The sequence below is a fragment of the Alteromonas sp. AWJ4_199 genome (genome assembly GCF_056159165.1).
Genome location: NZ_JBSWUR010000001.1, coordinates 1,911,957 through 1,932,995 on the forward strand (window position 1 = coordinate 1,911,957; position 21,039 = coordinate 1,932,995).

The following is a 21,039-nucleotide window of genomic DNA, read 5'->3' on the forward strand; positions in this document are numbered from 1 at the left end:
TAAAAAATAATAAAAGCATTAGCGTAAGAATCATAAAGTAGTACTGGCCAGCTTACGATCCAGTATTAGACGTTGCTGTGCCTGCAATGCCACGTCACCTTTAATCTATTAATTTTCAGCATTAACTTACGTGGTCGAAAGTCATGACTTTCAGTATTAAACAAAAACTTATTATTTCTCTTATTGTGGCCGTACTTGCCGCAGCTATTCTTGTAGGTTCAATTAGCCAATGGATTGCCCGTGATCTCGTTAAAGAGAACATGGAAGAACTACAGCTCCCTTCTTTACTGAAACAGGTTGGCAACCGCGTAGACAGAGAGGCTAGCGTGATGCTTACCGTAGCACACAGCATTGCCTCTAACCCGGATATTCTCGCTTGGTCATCAGCCGGCGCCGATTCGGCAGGTGAGCGTCGTCTACTGGGCTATCTAAATAATATCGTTGAATTTAACGATTTAACGGTAGCCTCGTTTGTAGACAGAACCACCTACAAATATTGGAACCAAGATGGCTTTTTGCGCGTGCTTCAAAACGACGAATTTGATGGATGGTTTTTCGCTTACAAAAATAGTGGCGAACCCATCTCGCTGAGTTTGTACAACGAACCCGGACAGGGTTACCGCCTGTTTGCTAATTATCAGCAAGTAAACGGCAGAGGTATGTCAGGGGTAGCTAAATCGGTAGATGAGTTATTAGGTATTATCAATGCCGTTAAAATTGCGCAAACCGGATTTGTTTTTCTTGTAGACGGAAGCGGTACTATTATCGCGCACCCCAATACCGATTTACTGGGCAAAGCCAAATTAGCGTCAATAAGTGATTCGAACACAGCGGGGCAACTGCTCAATCGTCAGGGGTTCGCCATGGCCACCAGCGACTCAGCAGGCGATACTCAGTTATTTGCCAGTACCTATGTGGAAAAGGCGGGTTGGTACGTAGTAGCGCAAGTACCCGAACACGAACTTTATGCATCTTTAGATGCTGGTAGTCGCCAAATCATTATTTGGGCGTTGATCATAGCCGGTGCTTTTGCATTTATCGGAATATGGCTAGCTGGAACTCTTACTAAACCACTTGAATCACTCGCAGATGTCTTCCAACAGCTTGGTAGAGGTCAAGGCGATCTGCGCTCGCGAATTCCTATGCCTGAACAAAAAGAAATTGCCCGCTTAGTAGAAGGGTTTAATAACTTTATCGACCACCTTCACGGCACTATCTCTCAAGTAGCTAAAACAAGCCATGCATTAAAAGCATCGGCTCAGGATGTAGCAAATCAGTCTCATCAAACTGAGAGCTCTACGAAAAGCCAACGAGATCAGACGTTGCAAGCTGCTGCGGCATTAACAGAGATGGGCAGTACGGTAAATGAAGTGGCCCAGTCAGCGACTCATGCAGCGCAAAATGCGAATTTAGCAACCACAAACTCGGCTCACGGACGCGAAATTACTCAGCGTGCGGTGCAGGCGATAAACGGCCTGTCAGAGCAAATTCAAGATGTATCACGCGTTATTCAGTCGCTAGATGAACATACAGCAGCCATTGGCGGTATCCTTGATACTATAAGAGGTATTTCGGAGCAAACTAACCTACTTGCGCTTAATGCTGCAATTGAAGCCGCGCGGGCTGGCGATCACGGCCGAGGTTTCTCGGTTGTTGCCGATGAGGTTCGAACTTTGGCGCAACGTGCCGCCCAAGCGACTGATGAAATACAGGTTAAAATTGACAAGTTCCAGCAGGACTCCAAATCTGCGGTTTCGCAAATGGAGTCAAGTCGTGCGCGCACTACCGATGTGGTAACCGCAACTAATGAAATTGACAAACTGCTTCAAGATATTGCTGAAGAAATTGCTCACATTAATGATGTGAACACGCAGGTAGCGACAGCTACAGAAGAGCAAGCAACTGTGGTTGAAGATATAAACCGAAACATTAACGATATCAGCGCATCTAGTGAAGAAACATTAAATGCGACACAGATATTGGTGAATGTGAGTGACAAGCTTGATGAGTTGGCTCAAGAGCTTTCGTCAGAAGTGAGCAGGTTTAAGTTGTAGGCTTTTCTATATGCCCATTGCTGAAAGTGACAAGGTAAAACAACCTTTTACGCCATCATTTAAAAAGTGATGGCGTACTGCACTTTAACTTGATTGTCGCGGCTTGAACGCCAAGGTAATTGGAGTGACGCACCATCGCTTTCCCACGACTCTCGCATAGCGCCGAAAGTAAGTAGGTGCTTATCTTCGTTTAACGGAACTTCTACGTATAGACCTGCTGTTGTGCTCGTTGGTAGTCTGATTGTATCGGCAACCGGGATACGCATCTCATGTTGTGGGCGCACTTTATGACTCAACCCTACACGGTAATCCCCTCTATCCCACCAGCTAACTACTTCAAATTCATGACTTCTGACACGCTGCGACAAAACACCGTAGTCAAGAAGGCCTTTGTTGTAGTGCACAATAGCTTCAATGTTAAACATAGGCGCTATTTTTTGGCTGAAAGCTAATTGATATTGCTTCTGCTTGCAGCCTTTAAATTTAATTTTATTTTTGGTGAGGGTTAAAGAGAATATATCGTCGCTGTCTGAATATTTGTTGAGCCATTGTTGAGCCTTTTCAACCACAGAGGCATTAGCTGCCCCAGCCATTAATAGACTTGGGCAAACACACATTGCTAAAAAGGACTGGTGTAAACGTCTCATTTTGATTGCCTCTGAAATTGTGGTTGGCTACAACTTGTTCAATCACAATTTGAGTATAGACGGTAGTACGGCTAGTTGGGTATTAGCCATTTTACTAATATGGACTAAAAGATAACTTTAAAGGAATGATGATGAGTCACACAACCAGTGACGGCGTATGCACACGATAAGCTAGCCATGCTGGCATATCAAAGGGCGCTTACCTTGATACAACCTGTGAGCTAGACAGAGATGCTTTGCGCCCCTCCGTTGCTTCTTCACTAAACCAATAGGTGCCCTTGCTATCCACACAGACACCTTCAACTTGTTTATATTGCTCTAACGCCCAAATATCATGAAGCGTATAGTCTTGCGAGATTTGCGCAATAAAGGTAGCAAAATTGCCAAAGGGGTCTGATTTATAACCTGTGATAACAAACCGGTTTTGATGGCGGTCGAAGTCAACGCCCGTAACCACACCTGGTAGGCCATCAATTGATGTAAAAGGGCTGATAGTTTGTTCGATCTCCCCTTCGTTAACTTTGTAAACATGAGTTATGCCCGTTCTCCAGCTTTTCGAGAACAAGAGAAGTTCATCACCATGCTTAACCATTGCTTCTGAATCAAAGTCATGAGCGTATGGGATATTAATGTTAGCGTTATTACCCGCATACTTTAGCGTAAAGGTGGTAATTTCATTTGCGTTACGGCGACTTACTTTGTGAACCTCTACCTTTTCTCTGTTGCCTTTGTTGTTTCCGACATCGGCTATATAAAACGATGTGTCGTCAGCCGTTATGGCTTCCCAGTCTCTATTAGTAAGCGGTAAGCGCGTGCGCTCAATTATTTCACCTTGATAGTTAATGCGATAAATAACGGGCGCATTTCCGGAATCGTTGAGCGAAAACATGCTATCGACGTCGCAAAATAAACCAGAGGTTTCTGACAGTTCTTCAGGTAGTTTAACAGTACTGTTCACGATCAATGAAGCAGTTGGAGTGGGATATTGAGTCACGCATGCCGAGATTAGCAAAAGCGCTAACGGTAAAAAGGTAAGTTTAAAAAAGCGGCTCAAAAGATAACTCCAGAATAAACGATAAGTATAAATAATAACAAAGCTTGAAACATCAACATGCATATTACAACGCTAAAGACAGTCTATTGGTCTAAACTTCTTACCCAAGCGTATATCGCTGTAAGCTTAACTTGTTCTAAAGTCTCAGTATGATAAATGATTAAGCTAATATACGATGGAATAATAACAACTTCTTAAGGATTCACTTTGTCAGACCCGCTTCTCTCACTCGTTGCAGTAGGACTGCTGTCAATAACATGCCAATACTTAGCTTATAAGGTAAGGCTTCCTGCAATTTTGCCACTCTTAATAGTCGGTATTGTTGTCGGCCCGGTATTCGGTGTGCTTAATGCGGACGACTTATTTGGCGATTTATTGTTTCCCGTCGTTTCTCTTTCTGTTGCCATTATCCTGTTCGAAGGCTCACTGACGCTAAAATTTGGTGATATTGCGGGCCATGGCAATATGGTGAGGAATTTATGCTCTATCGGTGTATTAGTCACCTGGGTGGTTGCGGCGACAGCCGCACACTATAGCCTAGACCTTTCATGGCAGTTGTCCTTTTTGTTCGGTGCTATCGTTACTGTAACTGGCCCTACCGTTATTGTTCCCATGCTAAGGACTGTACGACCTAAAACTAACCTAGCCAATATTTTACGTTGGGAAGGTATAGTTATCGACCCTATTGGCGCCTTGCTAGCGGTGCTGGTATTCGAATTTATCGTAGCGTCACAAGAGACAGCTATCACACATACGCTCATTGCCTTTGGAAAAACCGTTGGTATAGGCTCTGTATTGGGGCTTGCCTCAGGCTATTTACTGGGTCTATCTATTCGTAAGGAATGGATCCCTCACTATTTGCTCAACACCGCTGTGTTAACCGTTATTTTAGGTGTATTTGCTGCATCAAATTACGTAGCGCATGAATCGGGCCTTTTGGCCGTGACCATCTCTGGCATGGTGTTAGCCAATATGAAAGATGTTGATGTAGAAGACATCCTCGAATTTAAAGAAACCTTAAGCGTGTTACTTATTTCCGGCTTGTTCATACTGCTTGCCACCCGACTGAACTTACAGTCTGTCATCGATGTAGGATGGGGCTCGATTGTGGTGCTAGCCGCTATTATGTTTGTAGCTCGGCCTCTGTCAGTATTAGCATCATCCATTGGTACTGGGCTTAAGCTTAATGAATTAGCGTTGCTAAGTTGGATTGCCCCACGTGGTATCGTTGCGGCAGCAGTCTCAGCCCTGTTCTCTCTTAAGCTTGAAGAAATCGGCTACGAAGGAGCGGGCATTATAGTGCCTATCGTATTCATGGTGATTATCGCGACAGTTGTGGTACAGAGCCTTACATCACGCACCGTTGCGTCGTTACTTAAAGTACGTGCCCCTGCTCCAACTGGCTACCTCATTTTTGGTGGCAGCAAATTTAACCGCGCCTTGGCGTGTGAAATGCTAAATCAAAAATTAGACGTGACAATTGCAGATACCAACTGGGATGCCATTAGAGAAGCGCGCATGATGGATATTCCGGTGTATTTCGGAAACCCTATGTCCGATCATGCAGCCCGACACCTCGATTTAAACAGCTTTGGCACTGTATTAATAATGTCGCCCTATAAACAATTGAACCCGCTTATTGCCTATCACTTTGAATACACTATGGGTAAGGACAAAGTGTGGGCGCTTACTAATAATGAGCAGTCGACGCGACCTAGTCACCAAGTAAGCGAACAATACGCTAAAAAGCTAACGTTATTTGATGAAGGTGTAACTTATGGTTACTTAGCGTCTGCTATAGCCCGTGAATCTGCGGTTAAAACGACCCGGCTTTCGGAAGAGTTTACCTTTGAGCAGTATACGAAGCAGTATGGTGAACGGGCTACGCCGCTTATTGCCATTAACGCCGAAGGTAAAAGCTACACCTTTATTAACGGAAACAGTATTCAGCCTAAAGCTGGCTGGCGTGTTATCAGCTTGATTGAGCCAGAGCTTGAACAAAAAGTAGAAGAGTAAAAGTAAGAAAACCTCCTGCCTCTCGGCAGGAGGTCTCTCCCTGGAGAACACGTAACACAGTGCCCTTTTTTAAAGGTGCATATTTATTTGGATTTTACTGCTGTTACGCTGTCGTAGCCTTTAAAGCAAAGAGTAGACCAAATTAATAAAAACCATAATTTACATAACCTTACATTAATTTACGCGTTCTAGTTTTACTGCCACTTCTTAGAAAACCCCATTTAGGTGCATAAGGCGCACTATTTAGGGGTTCGTTTTTTAATCAAAACAATTAGTTAACGTATTTTCGTATGCACTGAACTGTAGCTTCAAGAGCACCACTATTTTCTTCTAGTACTTTACGGCCTGATTGGCCTGCTTTTTCTCGCTCATTGGGGTTTAGAAGCCATCTATTCACAATCGCCGACATTGCTTCCCCACTCTCTACTTTTATCAGCGCGCCACACTCTTCTAAATAACTGCAGATAACCGGATTATTATAAGTGTGAGGGCCCATTATTATTGGAATAGAAAAGCTTGCAGGCTCTAGGGCATTGTGCCCCCCTCTATCAGCTATGGAGCCACCAACAAAGGCGAAAGAAGCCACCGCATAGGCATCATTTAATTTTCCCATCTCATCGAGTAACACAACATTGGTATCTTCTGGTACAGATTGCACTTGAGAACTTCGAACAAAGGGTAGTGAATTAGCTTCAATAAGTTTCGCTACTGTATCGAAACGCTCGGGGTGACGCGGAACAATAATTACTTTTAAGGAAGGGCTTTTTTGCCACAACTCTTTGGCCGCTTGAAGTACCGCTTCTTCTTCAAGGTCATGGGTACTCCCCGCTACAAGTATGGGGTAATCTGCTCGATTCAAACCTAAAAAAGGATGCTCCGGCGCGGTAGCAGAAGCTACTTGGTCGAACTTAATGTTGTTAGTAAGCGTAAGCTTTTTATCGGGCACCCCAAGCCATGCGTAATTTTTGTAGTCGCGCTGCCCTTGGGCACAAATATGGTAAAGCTTAGCGAGCATAGGGTTAAACAACTTACCAATCTTTTTATAACGTCTGGCAGACCTATCGGTCATACGAGCGTTAACGACCATTACAGGTATATCCCGTTTCCAGCATGCGTGGATAAGGTTAGGCCATAACTCTACCTCGGTAATTAGCACAGCTTTGGGCTGAATTCTTCTAAGCATTCCTGCCATAGCCATATGTAGATCGTAAGGTAAGTAAAAGTGATGCACGCTGTCACCGAAGATTGCGCGTACCCGCGCAGAGCCAGTAGGCGTAGTGGTGGTCACCGTAATTTGGCAATCGGGATCGTCCGCCATGATGCGCTTAATTAAACAAGAAGCCGCGACCACCTCTCCCACTGAAACGCAGTGAAATAAGTATCCGTCTTTTTTAGGTGCATGTGCGACGAACCCAAAGCGTTCAAACCTTCTGCGGTTATAGTCTTTGTTTCTGGTGGTACCTCTTAGCATTAACTGTAAAAAGGCGAAGGGAATAATGAACACTAATACAAGCGAATATGCCCATCGGCATATATCTTCGATAAGTGTGGGTTTGTAGCCGTTACGCTCGGCAGCAAACATAAATTGTCCTTAATGGTAAACATAAACGCATACATAACCGTTAATACAATGTGCGTCATTAAAGTGTCGTCAAACTGTGATGATATTGCTAGCTAGTTAGCTTCACGTGAATTTTGAAAGCCTATTCTAATGCCGAAAGACGTACAACAAATTCTTTTTATCAGGCTTAGCGCAATTGGCGATATTGTAATGGCTTCTGGCCTACCGTCTAGCATAAAGCAAAGTTATTCCCAACACGGTGAGCCTGTTGAATTAACTTGGTTAGTAGAAGCCCCCTATGTCGCGCTAGTTAGCAGTCAGCCTTATGTCGACCACGTTATTGCGTGGCCAAAAAACGAATGGCGAGCGCTGTTAAAGGCTAAAAAATACTGGGCGCTTTTTAAAACTATAAAAGCGTTTAGAAAACAGCTCAGAGAAAAGAACTTCAAAGTGGCAATTGAAGCGCAAGGTCTGTTGAAAAGCGCCTTTTTCGCTTACATCAGTGGTGCTTCACAACGTATAGGTTTTAAGAGCAAGGAAAATAGCCAGAGATTACTCACTCTCGCGCTAGATAAGCCAACATCACAACAAATTAGCAGCGAATATCGACATCTCGCTAAAACACTATATTCACTTTGCAGCGCTGAAAACAATGATAGCTCAGACTATGAAATGTGCATCAGATCAAGTAGCGCTACTATGCAGTCAGCGATATTGAAAACTAGTCACTTAGGCTTAACACAACCCTTTATAGCCATCGCGCCTTTTACCACTCGCCCTCAAAAGCATTGGCCTTCTGAACACTGGCAAAGTTTAATTCACAAGGTACGCAAACACTCTAGTTTACCTATCGCTATTTTAGGAGGCCCTGGGGATACTGCAAAAGCAGAAGCCTTAACCTTTGAATGTAACGGAGTAATTTCGCTGGCAGGTAAAATTAGCTTAGAGGAGTCCGTAAGCGTGCTATCACTTTGCCATGCATTTGTTGGCGTAGATACGGGTCTTACCCATTTAGCTACAAGCTATAAAAAACCTACTATTGCCATTTTTGGTTCAACAAGACCCTACACCATCACTGAAAATGCAGATACCCATGTACTGTTTGAAGACATGCCTTGTGCCCCATGTAAACGAAAACCCACATGCAATGGCCGCTTTGACTGCATGACGCTCGTTACACCTGAACAAGTCTTTAATCAGCTTAAACCATATATAAACCACTAATATGAGCAACAAGCATTCTGTCAACATTAACGTTCTGCATATCGAGTTGGGAAGGCATTTATACGGTGGTGCGAAGCAAGTAACTTATCTAATCGGTGCGCTAGATAAAGACACTAGGTTTACTCAACATCTTGTTTGTGCCGCTAGTAGCGAAATCAGTCATTACAATTTTGACCGCTGTAAAACCCTCTCTATTGGCTACAATGGCGATACCGACCTAATGGGCTTTAAGCGTTTACTTGACGCTATAAAGCGCATTAGGCCCGACATAATTCACGTACATAGTCGACGTGGCGCTGATGTCTGGGGCGCACTGGCAGCAAAGTTCACTGGAATACCGGCGATATGTACCCGACGTGTAGATAACACAGAAAGTAAATTCGCTCGCTTTAAATATCGAGAATACGAAGCTGTTATAAGCATATCGGAAGGTGTGCGCAAGGTTGTCTCAAAGCATTGCGAAAAAGTAAAATACCAAGGAGTTATTCACTCTGCCGTTGACCAGGAAGAATACGGACAGCCGGCTGACCAGCAGTGGTTAAGGAATAAGTTTAATATTCCTCAGCACCACTTCATTATCGCTAATTTTGCACAATATATCCCCCGTAAAGGGCAAGCCGATTTGATACTCGCTATGCGAGAGCTAACAACGCAATTCAATAACCTAACTTGCCTTCTTTTTGGTAAGGGCTCGCAAGAAGAACACTATAAGTCGTTAATCGACGAATACAACCTGCACAGTAGCGTAAAGCTGTGCGGGTTTACTAACGACGTCGCTAGCATATTGCCAAATATAGACGCGCTGGTTCACCCCGCTTACGCTGAAGGCCTTGGCGTTATACTTCTACAAGCAGGTATAAGCAAACGTGCTGTTGTATCAACCCCCGTTGGCGGAATTCCGGAAATTATAAAACACAAGGAAACGGGTTTGATGGTAAGTCCTGGAGATGTCAGCGGACTTGTGCAAGCAGTAAGCTTATTGATAGCAAAACCCGAAGAAAAGATAGCATTAGGTAAAGCACTTCACCAGCATGTGAAAACACACTTTAGCATAGAGAATATGGCAAGAGAGTATGCTGCGCTTTATCGACGAGTAGTGAAAGTATGAAAGAAAAAAGCAAAGTTTGTTATTGAGTAAAGTTCACCCTGTTGACTATTTAGGGTGGTTTAGCAAACACAAAAAAGCCGCTCGAAAGCGGCTTTTTTAAGACTTTGAAAAAAGTTAGCGATTAAACGCCAGCTTTTTCAACAACGTCAACTAGCATCCAAGATTTGTTCTTAGATAGCGGGCGACATTCACGTACTGTTACTACGTCACCTTGGTTGCACACGTTGTTTTCGTCGTGGGCGTGAAGCTTAGTAGAGCGCTTGATGAACTTCCCGTAGATTGGGTGCTTAACAAAACGTTCAACTACAACAGTGATGGTTTTATCCATCTTGTTGCTAACCACACGACCTTGTACTGTACGAATTTTTTGCTCAGTCATTACGCATCAGCCTTTTGAGTCAGAATGGTTTTAACACGCGCGATGTTACGACGTACTTTTCTCAACTGATCAGTTTTTTCAAGCTGACCTGTTGTGTGCTGCATGCGTAGGTTGAACTGTTCGCGTAGCAGGTTAATCAACTCTGCGTTCAGCTCTTCTACGCTTTTGTCTTTCAGTTCAGTCGCTTTCATTACATCACCGTCCGAGTTACAAAGGTTGTTTTAAATGGCAGTTTAGCCGCTGCCAATTCAAACGCTTCGCGTGCAAGATTTTCAGGAACACCTTCCATCTCGTAAAGAACACGACCAGGCTGAATTTGGCATACCCAGTACTCAACGTTACCTTTACCTTTACCTTGACGCACTTCAAGAGGCTTCTCAGTAATTGGCTTGTCAGGGAAAACTCGAATCCAAATTTTACCTTGACGCTTAACGTGACGAGTCATAGCACGACGCGCTGCTTCGATTTGGCGCGCAGTCATTCGACCACGGCCAACTGCTTTAAGGCCGTAAGTACCAAAGGCAACAGTGCTACCCGCTGCGAAGCCGCGGTTGCGGCCTTTGTGCATCTTACGGAACTTCATGCGTTTTGGTTGTAACATGATTAGCCCTCTCGCTTAGCGTTGCGGCCTTTCTTCTTAGGTTGAGCAGCTGGTGCTTGCTCTTGAGTTGTAGGTAGACCACCTAGAACTTCACCTTTGAAGATCCATACTTTAACGCCGATGATACCGTAAGTAGTTGACGCTTCAGAGGTTGCGTAATCGATGTCCGCACGGAAAGTGTGCAGAGGAACGCGACCTTCACGGTACCATTCAGAACGTGCAATCTCTGCACCGCCCAAACGGCCGCTAACTTCAACTTTAATACCTTTCGCGCCTAGACGCATTGCGTTTTGAACTGCGCGCTTCATAGCACGACGGAACATAACACGACGCTCTAGCTGGCTAGAGATGCTGTCAGCTACTAGCTGACCATCTAGCTCTGGCTTACGTACTTCAGCGATGTTGATCTGAGCTGGCACACCGGCTAGCTTAGATACGTAGTTACGCAGCTTTTCTACGTCTTCACCTTTCTTACCGATTACTACGCCTGGACGAGCAGTGTGAATAGTCACACGGATGCTCTTAGCAGGACGCTCGATCACGATTTTAGAAAGTGAAGCGTTCTTAAGTTGCTTAGTCAGATACTGACGTACCTGATGATCGTTATACAGGTTGTCTGCATAGTCTGCAGTATTAGCGTACCAGGTAGAAGTCCATGGTTTGCTGATACCCAGGCGTATACCTGTAGGATGTACCTTCTGTCCCATTATCTACTCCTAGTTATCCGCTACAACCACAGTGATGTGACTGCTGCGCTTAAAGATACGATCAGCACGGCCTTTAGCACGTGGCTTGATGCGTTTCATAGTTGGACCTTCGTCAACGAAAACCTTGGCAACGACTAGCTCGTCGATGTCCGCGCCTTCGTTGTGCTCTGCGTTAGCAATCGCAGATTCCAAAACTTTCTTTACTAGCGCTGCGCTTTTCTTCGGGCTGTACGCAAGAACTTCTAAAGCTTTCTCTACGTGTAAACCGCGAATTTGATCCGCAACCAAGCGTGCCTTTTGAGCCGACGTGCGGGCAAAACGGTGTTTAGCTAATGCTTCCATCTTCCTACCCCTTAACGTTTAGCTTTCTTATCCGCGACATGGCCGCGGTAAGTACGCGTTGGCGCAAATTCGCCCAACTTGTGGCCGACCATTTCGTCACTAATAATGACAGGTACATGTTGGCGACCGTTATGGACCGCAATGGTCAACCCAATCATATCTGGGATGATCATAGAACGACGAGACCAAGTTTTGATTGGTTTACGTTCGTTCTTTTCCACTGCAGCCTCTACCTTCTTCAGCAAGTGAAGGTCAATAAAAGGACCTTTCTTGAGAGAACGTGGCATGGTGAATCCTCGCTATTACTTGTTTCGACGACGTACGATAAGCTTATCAGTACGCTTGTTGCTTCGGGTTTTCTTACCTTTAGTAGGAACACCCCAAGGAGTTACTGGGTGACGACCGCCTGATGTACGACCTTCACCACCACCGTGTGGGTGATCAACCGGGTTCATGGCAACACCACGAACGGTAGGACGAATACCACGCCAGCGTGTAGCACCAGCTTTACCTAGTGAACGAAGCATGTGTTCTGCATTACCAACTTCACCAATGGTGGCGCGGCAATCAGAAAGAACTTTACGCATTTCGCCAGAGCGTAGACGTAGGGTAACGTAGTTTCCGTCACGTGCTAGGATCTGAGCGTAAGCACCAGCAGAACGTGCGATTTGTGCACCCTTGCCAGGCTTCATTTCAATTGCGTGTACAACAGTACCTACAGGGATGTTACGCATAGGTAGCGTGTTACCAGACTTGATCGGAGCACCCGAACCAGACTGGATTGCATCACCTGCTTTCATACCCTTTGGAGCCAGAATGTAACGACGTTCACCGTCTGCGTACAATACTAGTGCAATGTTTGCAGAACGGTTTGGATCGTATTCTAAACGCTCAACTTTGGCTGGAATGCCGTCTTTGTTGCGTTTAAAGTCGATTACACGGTAGTGTTGCTTATGACCACCACCAATGTGACGAGTGGTAATACGACCATTGTTGTTACGACCGCCAGATTTGCTGTTCTTTTCAAGCAAAGGTGCGTACGGTGCACCTTTGTGCAGGTCAGGATTTACGACCTGAACAACGTGACGACGACCGGCAGAAGTTGGCTTAGCTTTCAATAATGGCATTTCTAATCCCCTTCTTACTCAGCACCACCGACAAAGTCGATGTCCTGACCTTCTTTAAGAACCACGTAGGCCTTTTTCCAGTCGCTGCGCTTACCGAAAGACATGCCGTGACGCTTGGTTTTACCCTTAACGTTCACAGTACGAACACCTTCAACTTCAACTTCAAACAGTTTTTCAACTGCAGCTTTGATTTCAGCTTTGTTCGCGTCTTTAGCTACTTTAAATACAACTGTGTTGTTCGCTTCAGCAGCCATTGTAGACTTTTCTGAAACGTGAGGTGCTACTAGCACCTTCAGTAGACGTTCTTCTTTCATGCTAACGCCTCCTCAAGTTGTTTAACCGCATCAGCAGTAATTAGCACTTTTTCAAATGCAATCAAGCTCACTGGGTCGATGCCTGCTACGTCACGTACGTCAACTTTGTACAAGTTGCGTGCCGCTAGGAACAAGTTCTCATCAACTTCTGGAGTAACGATTAGAACATCATTTAGTTCATATTCGTTAAGTGCAGAAATAAGAGCTTTAGTCTTAGGTGCGTCAACACCGAACTTCTCTACAACAACCAAACGGTCTTGACGGATTAGTTCAGACAGGATGCTCTTAAGTGCACCGCGATACATTTTCTTGTTAACTTTTTGGTCAAAGTCACGAGGCTTTGCTGCGAAAGCACGGCCACCGCCAACCCAAATTGGGCTACGGATTGTACCAGCACGTGCACGGCCAGTACCTTTTTGACGCCATGGCTTCTTACCGCCACCACGAACTTCAGCGCGAGTTTTCTGCGCTTTTGTACCCTGACGAGCGCCTGCACCGTAAGCTACAACTACCTGGTGTACCAGGGCTTCGTTGAATTCACGTCCAAAGGTCGCTTCGGATACTTCAAGAGCGCTTTGCGCGTCTTTCAATGTTAATTCCATCAGTTCACTCCCCAGACGTTACGCTTTAACAGCTGGCTTTACGATTACATCGTTGCCAGTTGCGCCAGGTACGGCACCTTTAACTAGGATAAGGCCGTTCTCTACGTCAACACGTACAACTTCCAAAGACTGAGTAGTCACTTGCTTGTTACCAAGCTGACCAGCCATTTTCTTGCCTTTGAATACTTTACCTGGTGATTGGTTTTGACCAATTGAACCAGGTGCGCGGTGTGACAAAGAGTTACCGTGTGTCATACGCTGTGAACTGAAGTTCCAGCGTTTGATTGCACCTTGGAAACCTTTACCTTTTGATGTACCAGTTACATCAATCTTTTTAGTGTCGTTAAAGATTTCAACAGTGATTTCACTGCCTACTTCAATATCGGCACCTTCGTTTTCTTCTAGGCGGAATTCTACTAGAGTGCGTCCAGCTTCAACACCAGCTTTAGCAAAGTGACCTGCTTCAGCTTTGTTGATGCGGTTAGCTTTCTTAGTTCCAGCAGTAACCTGAAGAGCGCGATAACCGTCAGTTTCCTCAGTACGAAGCTGAGTAACGCGGTTTGGGGTCGCTTCAATAACAGTCACAGGGATAGACGTACCATCTTCAGTGAAGATGCGAGTCATACCCACTTTACGACCGACTAGACCAATCGCCATTGTTATAACCCTCTCTTATTAGCCCAGGCTGATTTGAACATCAACGCCAGCAGCCAAGTCCAAACGCATCAACGCGTCAACTGTTTTATCAGTTGGCTCGATGATGTCTACCAAACGCTTGTGAGTACGGATTTCATATTGATCACGCGCGTCTTTGTTAACGTGCGGAGAAATCAGAACTGTATAGCGTTCTTTGCGAGTAGGTAGAGGAATAGGACCACTTACCTGAGCACCAGTGCGTTTCGCAGTTTCAACGATTTCAGCCGTAGACTGATCGATCAACTTGTGATCAAACGCTTTCAAACGAATGCGAATTCTTTGATTTGGCATCGATTAAGCTCCAATCGAAAGAACAAAAAAATTCACCTTTTCTCTTCCATTAATTCCGGAAAGAAAAGATGTGCGTAAACCGATGGTTCCCTATCGGAACCCTGTTCTTTTTTCTAGCACGCCAGCAACAGGCTAATCAGTAATGATGAATCCGTTACTTCGGCAACCACCCTAAAAGCAGTGAGGTTGCGGCTAAAAACTTCATACCCTAATTGGGCAGTGGGCGCGAATTATACAGAAAGAAGAGGGCAATGCAAGAGGCAGTTTGGTTTTTATACACATATTTTATTTCTGCTCCCCATAAACTAGAGTAGTAGAGAAGAAATGTCTGTTTTATTGTATAATTTCTGTCTTAATTAAGAGGAAGTGTTAGCATAGCTTCAATGTTCAACAGGGAAGTAGGCATTGACCTTACATAAGTGTATTTATGGAAGTAGTAAATAATCAACAAACATTTGCGCAAATTAGACGCATCTTAAATAATCATTCTACGCTGCTTGATGCTTACAGCGTAATTGAACCTATGATTTTAGACTTATTCGATGCTAAGCGAATGAGTATTTTCCAACGTCGCCGTCAGCATCAAGACCTAGTAGCACGATTCAAAACGGGTAAGGAGACTTTGGAGATCAAAGTTCCTATCAGCCCCATGTCTATTGCTGGATATGTAGCGCTTTCTCAAAACTCTATTACTATAGATGACCCGTACGACTCCCAGCAATTAAAGAGTATCCATCCTCGTTTACGCTTCGCAGATAGATTCGATAAAGATAGCGATTTTAAAACTCGGAATATTTTATGTGTGCCCATTATGAATGCCGGCGTACTTATGGGCGTTATCCAAGTAATCAATAAAAGTACCGGGCCTTTTTTAAAAGAGGATGTTGAACTTTGCAATGCTTTAGCACTGATACTAGGGGATAAGTTTAGGTTTGAATTAGGTGGCACAAATAACCCCTTTGACTTACTCGTCCATAAGAGCCTTATCGAAGAGCAAGCTCTCGAAGATGTTAAAGCAGCGGCGTCAGATATTCGAAATCTGATTCAGATACTAGTGCAAGAGCATAGAGTACCAGAAGAAGAAATAGGTAATTCACTTTCCGTTCACTACCAAGTACCTTATCTTCCTTACTTACCAGACAAATATCACCGCTTCGAAAACGACAGTCGCCTTAATGTCAGCTATTTAAAGCGCAACTATGTTGCTGTACTCGCTGATGTTCATGACAAACCTATCGTACTCATGGCAGAGCCAAATAACGCTTCGCTTTTAATGGAAATTGAAAGCGCTATGGGTATAGATAGTTATGAAATTGCAGTGAGCTTACCTAGTACTATATTGCAGTATCTAGGTGAAAAAGGCGCAAGTTCTGGCCCAGGAGAGATGAGCGATATTCTAGATGAAATCGGTTCATCAGTAGAAGATAGCGACGAACAATTTGACGAACTATCTGACGACGCCCCTGCGGTAGTTAGATTAGTTAGTCGAATTTTACATGACGCTAAGCGCCTTAACGCATCAGATATTCATATTGATCCAGAAAAAAATGCCCCTACTCGCGTAAGAATGCGCGTAGACGGCGTGTGTCGAGACATGAACCAAGTTCCTAACTCGCACCACAATGCTGTAATTGCGCGTATTAAAATTATGTCTAATCTTAATATTGCCGAAAAACGAGTACCTCAAGACGGTAAACTTGCCTTCAAAATGGGCGGGCAGTTGGTTGAAGTTCGTGTTGCAACCATCCCCACAGTTGCAGGAGAAGGTGTTGTAATGCGGATATTGGCATCTGGTGGTGCAATGCCAATTGATAAAATGAATCTTGCACCTACTAACAGGCAACGCTTAGAGCATATGATCAAAAAGCCTCATGGCATTTTGCTTGTTGTAGGGCCTACCGGTTCAGGTAAAACTACCACTCTTCATGCCATTTTGGGTTACTTAAACACACCAGAAAAGAAAATTTGGACAGCGGAAGACCCTGTTGAGATAACTCAAGCAGGTCTACAACAGGTGCAAGTAAGTGCAAAAATAGGCTTTACGTTCGCCAATGCGCTTAGAGCTTTTCTTCGTGCCGATCCAGATATTATTCTGATTGGTGAGATGCGTGACAAGGAAACCGCACATGCTGGTATTGAAGCCTCACTAACGGGGCATTTAGTGTTATCTACACTTCATACAAACTCTGCGCCTGAAACAATTACACGTTTGCTTGATCTAGGACTTGACCCAGTAAACTTTTCAGATGCCTGTGTGGGCATATTAGCTCAGCGCCTAGTAAGAACAATTTGCCCTAATTGTAAAGAACAGTATCCTGCAAGCGAAAAAGATTTGGCGTTCATTGAGCGTCAATATGGAGCTGAGTATCTACATGAATTGAATCTACCGGAACCTCTAATGCTCTATCGTGGAAAAGGATGCAATGACTGTGGAAATACCGGTTATAGAGGAAGAACAGGTGTTCATGAACTCTTGGGTATGACACCAGAGTTGCGCTCTCTTGTGTATAAAGAAGCAAGTGTTGCAGAAATGAAAGCACAAGCGACTACGGATGGCATGAGAACCCTTGTACAAGACGCCATTTTTAAAGTAATCAAAGGCGATACCGATATAGCGCAGGTTCAAATTATAGGTGGGGATTAAATGCTTTTATCATTTTCGCTATAGCAGCCTCCATAATCTGTACTTAAATACGGTTTTTTGAATACGAAAAATATAGTATAAACAGAAAAAAGGAACGGAAAGGATACCAATGAAAAAATTTATCGCTGTTGTCACAATCATATCTAGCATTACTTTGTCTGTACCTGCGATAGCGCAGGTAAAGACAAAAAATCATATTTGGAAGTCTGAGTATCTTTCGACGTTGGATTTGGGACTACATGCTCTCAAGGCTGAAAAGTATGAAAAAGCGCTAGAGAAACTCACTGAGTCTGCCAAGATGGGTAATAAAGAAGGCCAGTACTATCTCGCACAGATGTACTTTCAGGGCTGGGGAACACCGGTCAATTATGAAGAGGGCTGGCTGTGGCTGAGCGTTGCAATGGAGCAAAAAACTGCCGAATGGAACCGCTCTTACCGTCAAATTAAAGACGCTCTACCCGAAGATTATATTAAAGCGCTAGAACCTTACGTCGAAGAATATATCACTTTATATGGTGCGGAAGCGCAAGATTTAAGATGTGAAAAGCGTTCGGCAATTGGTTCACATATAAAAGAAATCATTTGCGAAAAACGCTACTACTAGTAGTTAACTTTTGTAAATCAAACTAGGATAAAGGCTGCGGTGAAAACGCAGCCTTTACCACGTTTTTTGAATAGACGCTTATCGTTTTAAATACTCTCGAATAACGTAGTGAAGAATTCCACCGTTTTCAAAGTAGGTAAATTCGTTAGATGTATCAATTCTGATGTCCATCATAAAGGTGGTTGTTTGCCCGTCGTCTGACACAGCTTTTACTTCAACCTCGGTCTGCCCGCGCTCAACTGCCTCGATAGAGAACGACTCGTTACCTTTAAGCGCCAAAGAACTCGCGCTGTCACCTGATTTGAATTGAAGTGGCAGAATACCCATTCCTATTAGGTTAGATCGGTGAATACGCTCGTAGCTTTCTGCAAGCACAGCCTTCACGCCCATAAGAGATGGCCCCTTTGCAGCCCAGTCTCGACTTGAGCCAGTGCCGTACTCCTTACCACCAATGACAACTGCGGGTACACCGTCTTCTTTATAGCGCATAGCAGCGTGGAAGATAGACATGCTGTCGCCGCTCGGATAGTGGGTTGTCGCACTGCCTCGTGTACCCGGCGCCAGTTGATTTTGAAGACGAACGTTCGCAAACGTCCCTCTCATCATCACCTCATGGTTACCGCGACGAGAGCCATAAGAGTTGAAGTCTTTAGGCTCAACACCTTGTGCCTGCAAGTACTCACCTGCTGGGCTATCATTTGCGATGGCTCCCGCTGGTGAAATATGGTCTGTCGTGATTGAGTCACCAACTTTCACTAGGCATCGCGCATTTTCGATTGCCGTCAAGGCTTCCGGCTCTTTACCCATTACTTCAAAGAAAGGTGGATGCTTGATATAAGTCGACTCTGGCCAGTCATAGACAGATGTTTTACTCACTTCTAGCTCATTCCATTCTCCGGCGCCTTTAAACACGTCTGCATACTTTTCTTTAAACAAATCACCAGTAACGTTTTCAGCAATATATTGCTGAATTTCGTCTTCAGTAGGCCAGATGTCTCTAAGGTAAACAGGTGAACCGTCACTCGCTTGGCCTAGCGGCTCTTTAGTGATATCTATATTCATGTTCCCTGCTAAGGCATACGCGACTACTAAAGGTGGTGATGCAAGATAGTTTGCCGCTACGTCAGGGTGAATGCGTCCTTCAAAGTTACGATTACCAGATAGCACCGAAGTAACAGTAAGTTTCGCCTTTCTAATAGCATCAGTAATGGCATCAGGTAGTGGACCAGAGTTACCGATACAGGTTGTACAGCCATAGCCCACTAGGTTAAACCCTAGGGATTCTAACGGGTCCATAAGACCAGCATCTTCTAGATATTGAGTAACAACCTGTGAGCCAGGTGCTAATGATGTTTTAACCCACGGCTTACGTGTTAATCCTTTTTCCGCGGCTTTCTTAGCTAGTAAGCCTGCACCAACAAGTACTGATGGATTCGACGTGTTAGTACAACTGGTGATAGCAGCGATTACAATTGCACCATCTTCTAAGTTGAACTTGTTACCTCTGAACTCGACAAAAGAATCATGGTCTTCATCAACATCATCACTGGTTCCCAGCCCAGCCTCAGCAATTAAATCGGTTTCTTCATCTAGTACTTTCACATCAATTTGCGAACGATGCCATTCATTAAACGCTTCTGCTGCATTGTCTAGGGCAATGCGATCTTGTGGGCGTTTCGGCCCAGCAAGTGATGGCACTACTTCGCCCAAATCGAGTTCAGTTGTTTCATGGTACTGTGCATCTTTTGAATGATCATCATGCCATAAGTGACTAAGTTTGGCGTACTGTTCTACAAGGGCGATTTGGTCTTCATCTCGACCTGTAAGTCGCAAATAATCTAACGCAACATCGTCTATCGGAAAGATACCGCACGTTGCGCCATATTCTGGTGCCATGTTTGCGATTGTTGCGCGATCTGCCGTAGTAAGATGCTTAAGACCCGGTCCATAGAACTCTACAAACTTTCCAACAACGCCGTGCTCACGCAATTGCTGTGTGATAGTTAGCACCATGTCAGTAGCAGTGACACCAGCAGGTAATTTCCCGGACAATCTAAAGCCTACTACTTTCGGCAATAGCATAGTAACGGGTTGACCTAGCATTGCCGCTTCTGCTTCAATACCACCCACACCCCAGCCAAGTACGCCAAGGCCATTAATCATGGTGGTGTGAGAATCGGTACCCACAAGGGTATCTGGATAAACCAAGGTCTCACCATCTTGCTCTTTGGTAAAAGCACAACGAGCCAGATACTCTAAATTAACCTGATGCACGATACCGCGACCAGGGGGAACCACTTTGAAATTGTCAAAGCTAGACTGCCCCCACTTCAGAAATTGATAACGTTCTTTATTGCGCTCAATCTCTATATCGGTATTCTTTTCTAATGCATTCTCTTCAGCGAAATGATCAACCATCACAGAGTGGTCAATGACCAGTTCTACAGGGTTTAGGGGGTTAATTGCTTGTGCATCGCCTCCCAAGCGATTGACTGCATCTCGCATTGCAGCTAAATCGACGATGGCAGGAACGCCGGTAAAGTCTTGAAGAATAACCCGCGCAGGAACAAATGATACTTCGTGATCGGCGTGGTTGTCAGTGTCCCACTTAGCCACTTGCTCAATATCACTACTAGTTACAAACTCTTCATCTTCATGTCGGATTAGGTTCTCGAGAAGAATTTTAATACAAAAAGGTAGCCGGTCGAGCGCATACTGATTACCTATACTGTCAAAATTGACCGCCTTGAAGTTTTTGCCGTTTACTTCAAGCTGCGAAAAAGACTTATATGTCATACGCTCTCATCCTTCTTTGCCTGTTCATGAATATTGTCAACGTTTCAATTTTGCCAATGCAAGAAACGAGCGACGTGTTTAATCCGTCGCGTTATTTTCAAGTTTGTACGGCATAAACATGAAAAAAAGTTCACCTATTATTAGTTATTCGTATCGCCGCTTTTCGTTTCGACATGTGCCTCTAAAGAGGTGGGCGGAAAAAGTGTTTCCTATCAGCGAAAAGCAGCCAGTTAGAATAGTTAGCCTTTATGGACAAATAGAAGCTTTTGGCC

At 44.4% G+C, this 21,039-nt stretch carries 21 protein-coding genes; 6 read left to right on the forward strand and 15 right to left on the reverse strand.

All coding sequences use genetic code 11. The annotated features are described in order from the left end of the window. The first annotated feature begins 143 nt into the window (after nucleotides 1–143). Nucleotides 144–2,054, forward strand: coding sequence for a methyl-accepting chemotaxis protein (locus ACXAER_RS08375; protein ID WP_474828299.1), 1,911 nt, complete (start codon nucleotides 144–146; stop codon nucleotides 2,052–2,054). 59 nt (nucleotides 2,055–2,113) lie between these two features. On the opposite strand, the gene ACXAER_RS08380 is transcribed toward ACXAER_RS08375, so the two are convergent. Both ACXAER_RS08380 and ACXAER_RS08385 read right to left on the reverse strand, forming a co-directional pair. Beyond that, nucleotides 2,114–2,701, reverse strand: a complete 588-nt coding sequence (locus ACXAER_RS08380) for a hypothetical protein (protein ID WP_474828301.1) — start codon at nucleotides 2,699–2,701, stop codon at nucleotides 2,114–2,116. A gap of 199 nt (nucleotides 2,702–2,900) precedes the next feature. Continuing rightward, on the reverse strand, nucleotides 2,901–3,755 hold the full coding sequence (locus ACXAER_RS08385; RefSeq protein ID WP_474828303.1) for a hypothetical protein: 855 nt from the start codon (nucleotides 3,753–3,755) through the stop codon (nucleotides 2,901–2,903). A gap of 207 nt (nucleotides 3,756–3,962) precedes the next feature. Between ACXAER_RS08385 and ACXAER_RS08390 the strand changes: the two genes are divergently transcribed. Further along, nucleotides 3,963–5,771, forward strand: a complete 1,809-nt coding sequence (locus ACXAER_RS08390) for a cation:proton antiporter (RefSeq protein WP_474828305.1) — start codon at nucleotides 3,963–3,965, stop codon at nucleotides 5,769–5,771. A gap of 271 nt (nucleotides 5,772–6,042) precedes the next feature. On the opposite strand, the gene ACXAER_RS08395 is transcribed toward ACXAER_RS08390, so the two are convergent. Further along, the gene (locus tag ACXAER_RS08395) at nucleotides 6,043–7,353 is read right to left on the reverse strand and encodes a 3-deoxy-D-manno-octulosonic acid transferase (protein WP_474828307.1); all 1,311 of its coding nucleotides are present in this window, start codon (nucleotides 7,351–7,353) and stop codon (nucleotides 6,043–6,045) included. A gap of 129 nt (nucleotides 7,354–7,482) precedes the next feature. On the opposite strand from ACXAER_RS08395, the gene ACXAER_RS08400 reads away from it, so the two are divergent. Next, nucleotides 7,483–8,556, forward strand: a complete 1,074-nt coding sequence (locus ACXAER_RS08400; RefSeq protein ID WP_474828309.1) for a glycosyltransferase family 9 protein — start codon at nucleotides 7,483–7,485, stop codon at nucleotides 8,554–8,556. 1 nt (nucleotide 8,557) lies between these two features. Next, nucleotides 8,558–9,664, forward strand: coding sequence for a glycosyltransferase family 4 protein (locus tag ACXAER_RS08405; RefSeq protein WP_474828312.1), 1,107 nt, complete (start codon nucleotides 8,558–8,560; stop codon nucleotides 9,662–9,664). A 121-nt stretch (nucleotides 9,665–9,785) separates the two neighbouring features. On the opposite strand, the gene rpsQ is transcribed toward ACXAER_RS08405, so the two are convergent. The 11 genes from rpsQ to rpsJ are packed head-to-tail and all read right to left on the reverse strand — an operon-like array spanning nucleotide 9,786 to nucleotide 14,723. Further along, nucleotides 9,786–10,043 carry a 30S ribosomal protein S17 gene (rpsQ, locus tag ACXAER_RS08410; RefSeq protein ID WP_012516966.1) on the reverse strand — a complete coding sequence of 86 codons (258 nt, stop codon included), beginning with the start codon at nucleotides 10,041–10,043 and terminating at the stop codon, nucleotides 9,786–9,788. Continuing rightward, the gene (rpmC, locus tag ACXAER_RS08415) at nucleotides 10,043–10,234 is read right to left on the reverse strand and encodes a 50S ribosomal protein L29 (RefSeq protein ID WP_012516965.1); all 192 of its coding nucleotides are present in this window, start codon (nucleotides 10,232–10,234) and stop codon (nucleotides 10,043–10,045) included. The genes rpsQ and rpmC overlap by 1 nt, the downstream gene beginning before the upstream one ends. After that, on the reverse strand, nucleotides 10,234–10,644 hold the full coding sequence (gene rplP / locus ACXAER_RS08420) for a 50S ribosomal protein L16 (RefSeq protein WP_012516964.1): 411 nt from the start codon (nucleotides 10,642–10,644) through the stop codon (nucleotides 10,234–10,236). The genes rpmC and rplP overlap by 1 nt, the downstream gene beginning before the upstream one ends. Before the next feature lie 2 nt (nucleotides 10,645–10,646). Then, entirely contained in the window at nucleotides 10,647–11,351 is a 705-nt protein-coding gene (gene rpsC / locus ACXAER_RS08425) for a 30S ribosomal protein S3 (protein WP_014947978.1), read from the reverse strand. A 9-nt stretch (nucleotides 11,352–11,360) separates the two neighbouring features. Continuing rightward, entirely contained in the window at nucleotides 11,361–11,693 is a 333-nt protein-coding gene (gene rplV / locus ACXAER_RS08430) for a 50S ribosomal protein L22 (protein WP_012516962.1), read from the reverse strand. Nucleotides 11,694–11,704: 11 nt separating this feature from the next. After that, nucleotides 11,705–11,980, reverse strand: coding sequence for a 30S ribosomal protein S19 (gene rpsS, locus ACXAER_RS08435; RefSeq protein WP_012516961.1), 276 nt, complete (start codon nucleotides 11,978–11,980; stop codon nucleotides 11,705–11,707). Between the two features lie 15 nt (nucleotides 11,981–11,995). Then, entirely contained in the window at nucleotides 11,996–12,820 is an 825-nt protein-coding gene (gene rplB, locus ACXAER_RS08440; protein ID WP_012516960.1) for a 50S ribosomal protein L2, read from the reverse strand. A 14-nt stretch (nucleotides 12,821–12,834) separates the two neighbouring features. Next, nucleotides 12,835–13,134 carry a 50S ribosomal protein L23 gene (rplW, locus tag ACXAER_RS08445; protein ID WP_012516959.1) on the reverse strand — a complete coding sequence of 100 codons (300 nt, stop codon included), beginning with the start codon at nucleotides 13,132–13,134 and terminating at the stop codon, nucleotides 12,835–12,837. Beyond that, entirely contained in the window at nucleotides 13,131–13,736 is a 606-nt protein-coding gene (rplD, locus tag ACXAER_RS08450; RefSeq protein ID WP_118490523.1) for a 50S ribosomal protein L4, read from the reverse strand. The genes rplW and rplD overlap by 4 nt, the downstream gene beginning before the upstream one ends. A gap of 18 nt (nucleotides 13,737–13,754) precedes the next feature. Further along, nucleotides 13,755–14,393 (reverse strand): 50S ribosomal protein L3, encoded by a 639-nt coding sequence (rplC, locus tag ACXAER_RS08455; RefSeq protein WP_014947975.1) that lies wholly within the window; start codon nucleotides 14,391–14,393, stop codon nucleotides 13,755–13,757. An 18-nt stretch (nucleotides 14,394–14,411) separates the two neighbouring features. Continuing rightward, nucleotides 14,412–14,723 carry a 30S ribosomal protein S10 gene (gene rpsJ, locus ACXAER_RS08460; RefSeq protein WP_010179497.1) on the reverse strand — a complete coding sequence of 104 codons (312 nt, stop codon included), beginning with the start codon at nucleotides 14,721–14,723 and terminating at the stop codon, nucleotides 14,412–14,414. Between the two features lie 427 nt (nucleotides 14,724–15,150). Here rpsJ and ACXAER_RS08465 point away from each other — a divergent pair, with 427 nt between their 5' ends. Together ACXAER_RS08465 and ACXAER_RS08470 are read left to right on the forward strand one after the other, a co-directional pair. Next, nucleotides 15,151–17,367 carry a GspE/PulE family protein gene (locus tag ACXAER_RS08465; protein WP_474828317.1) on the forward strand — a complete coding sequence of 739 codons (2,217 nt, stop codon included), beginning with the start codon at nucleotides 15,151–15,153 and terminating at the stop codon, nucleotides 17,365–17,367. A 109-nt stretch (nucleotides 17,368–17,476) separates the two neighbouring features. Beyond that, a complete protein-coding gene (locus tag ACXAER_RS08470) occupies nucleotides 17,477–17,971 on the forward strand; it encodes an SEL1-like repeat protein (protein ID WP_474828319.1) in 495 nt (164 codons plus the stop codon). A gap of 78 nt (nucleotides 17,972–18,049) precedes the next feature. Here ACXAER_RS08470 and acnA read toward each other — a convergent pair whose 3' ends face one another. Beyond that, complete coding sequence (gene acnA / locus ACXAER_RS08475; protein ID WP_474828321.1) at nucleotides 18,050–20,767, reverse strand: aconitate hydratase AcnA; 2,718 nt, start codon at nucleotides 20,765–20,767, stop codon at nucleotides 18,050–18,052. Nucleotides 20,768–21,039: the final 272 nt, after the last annotated feature.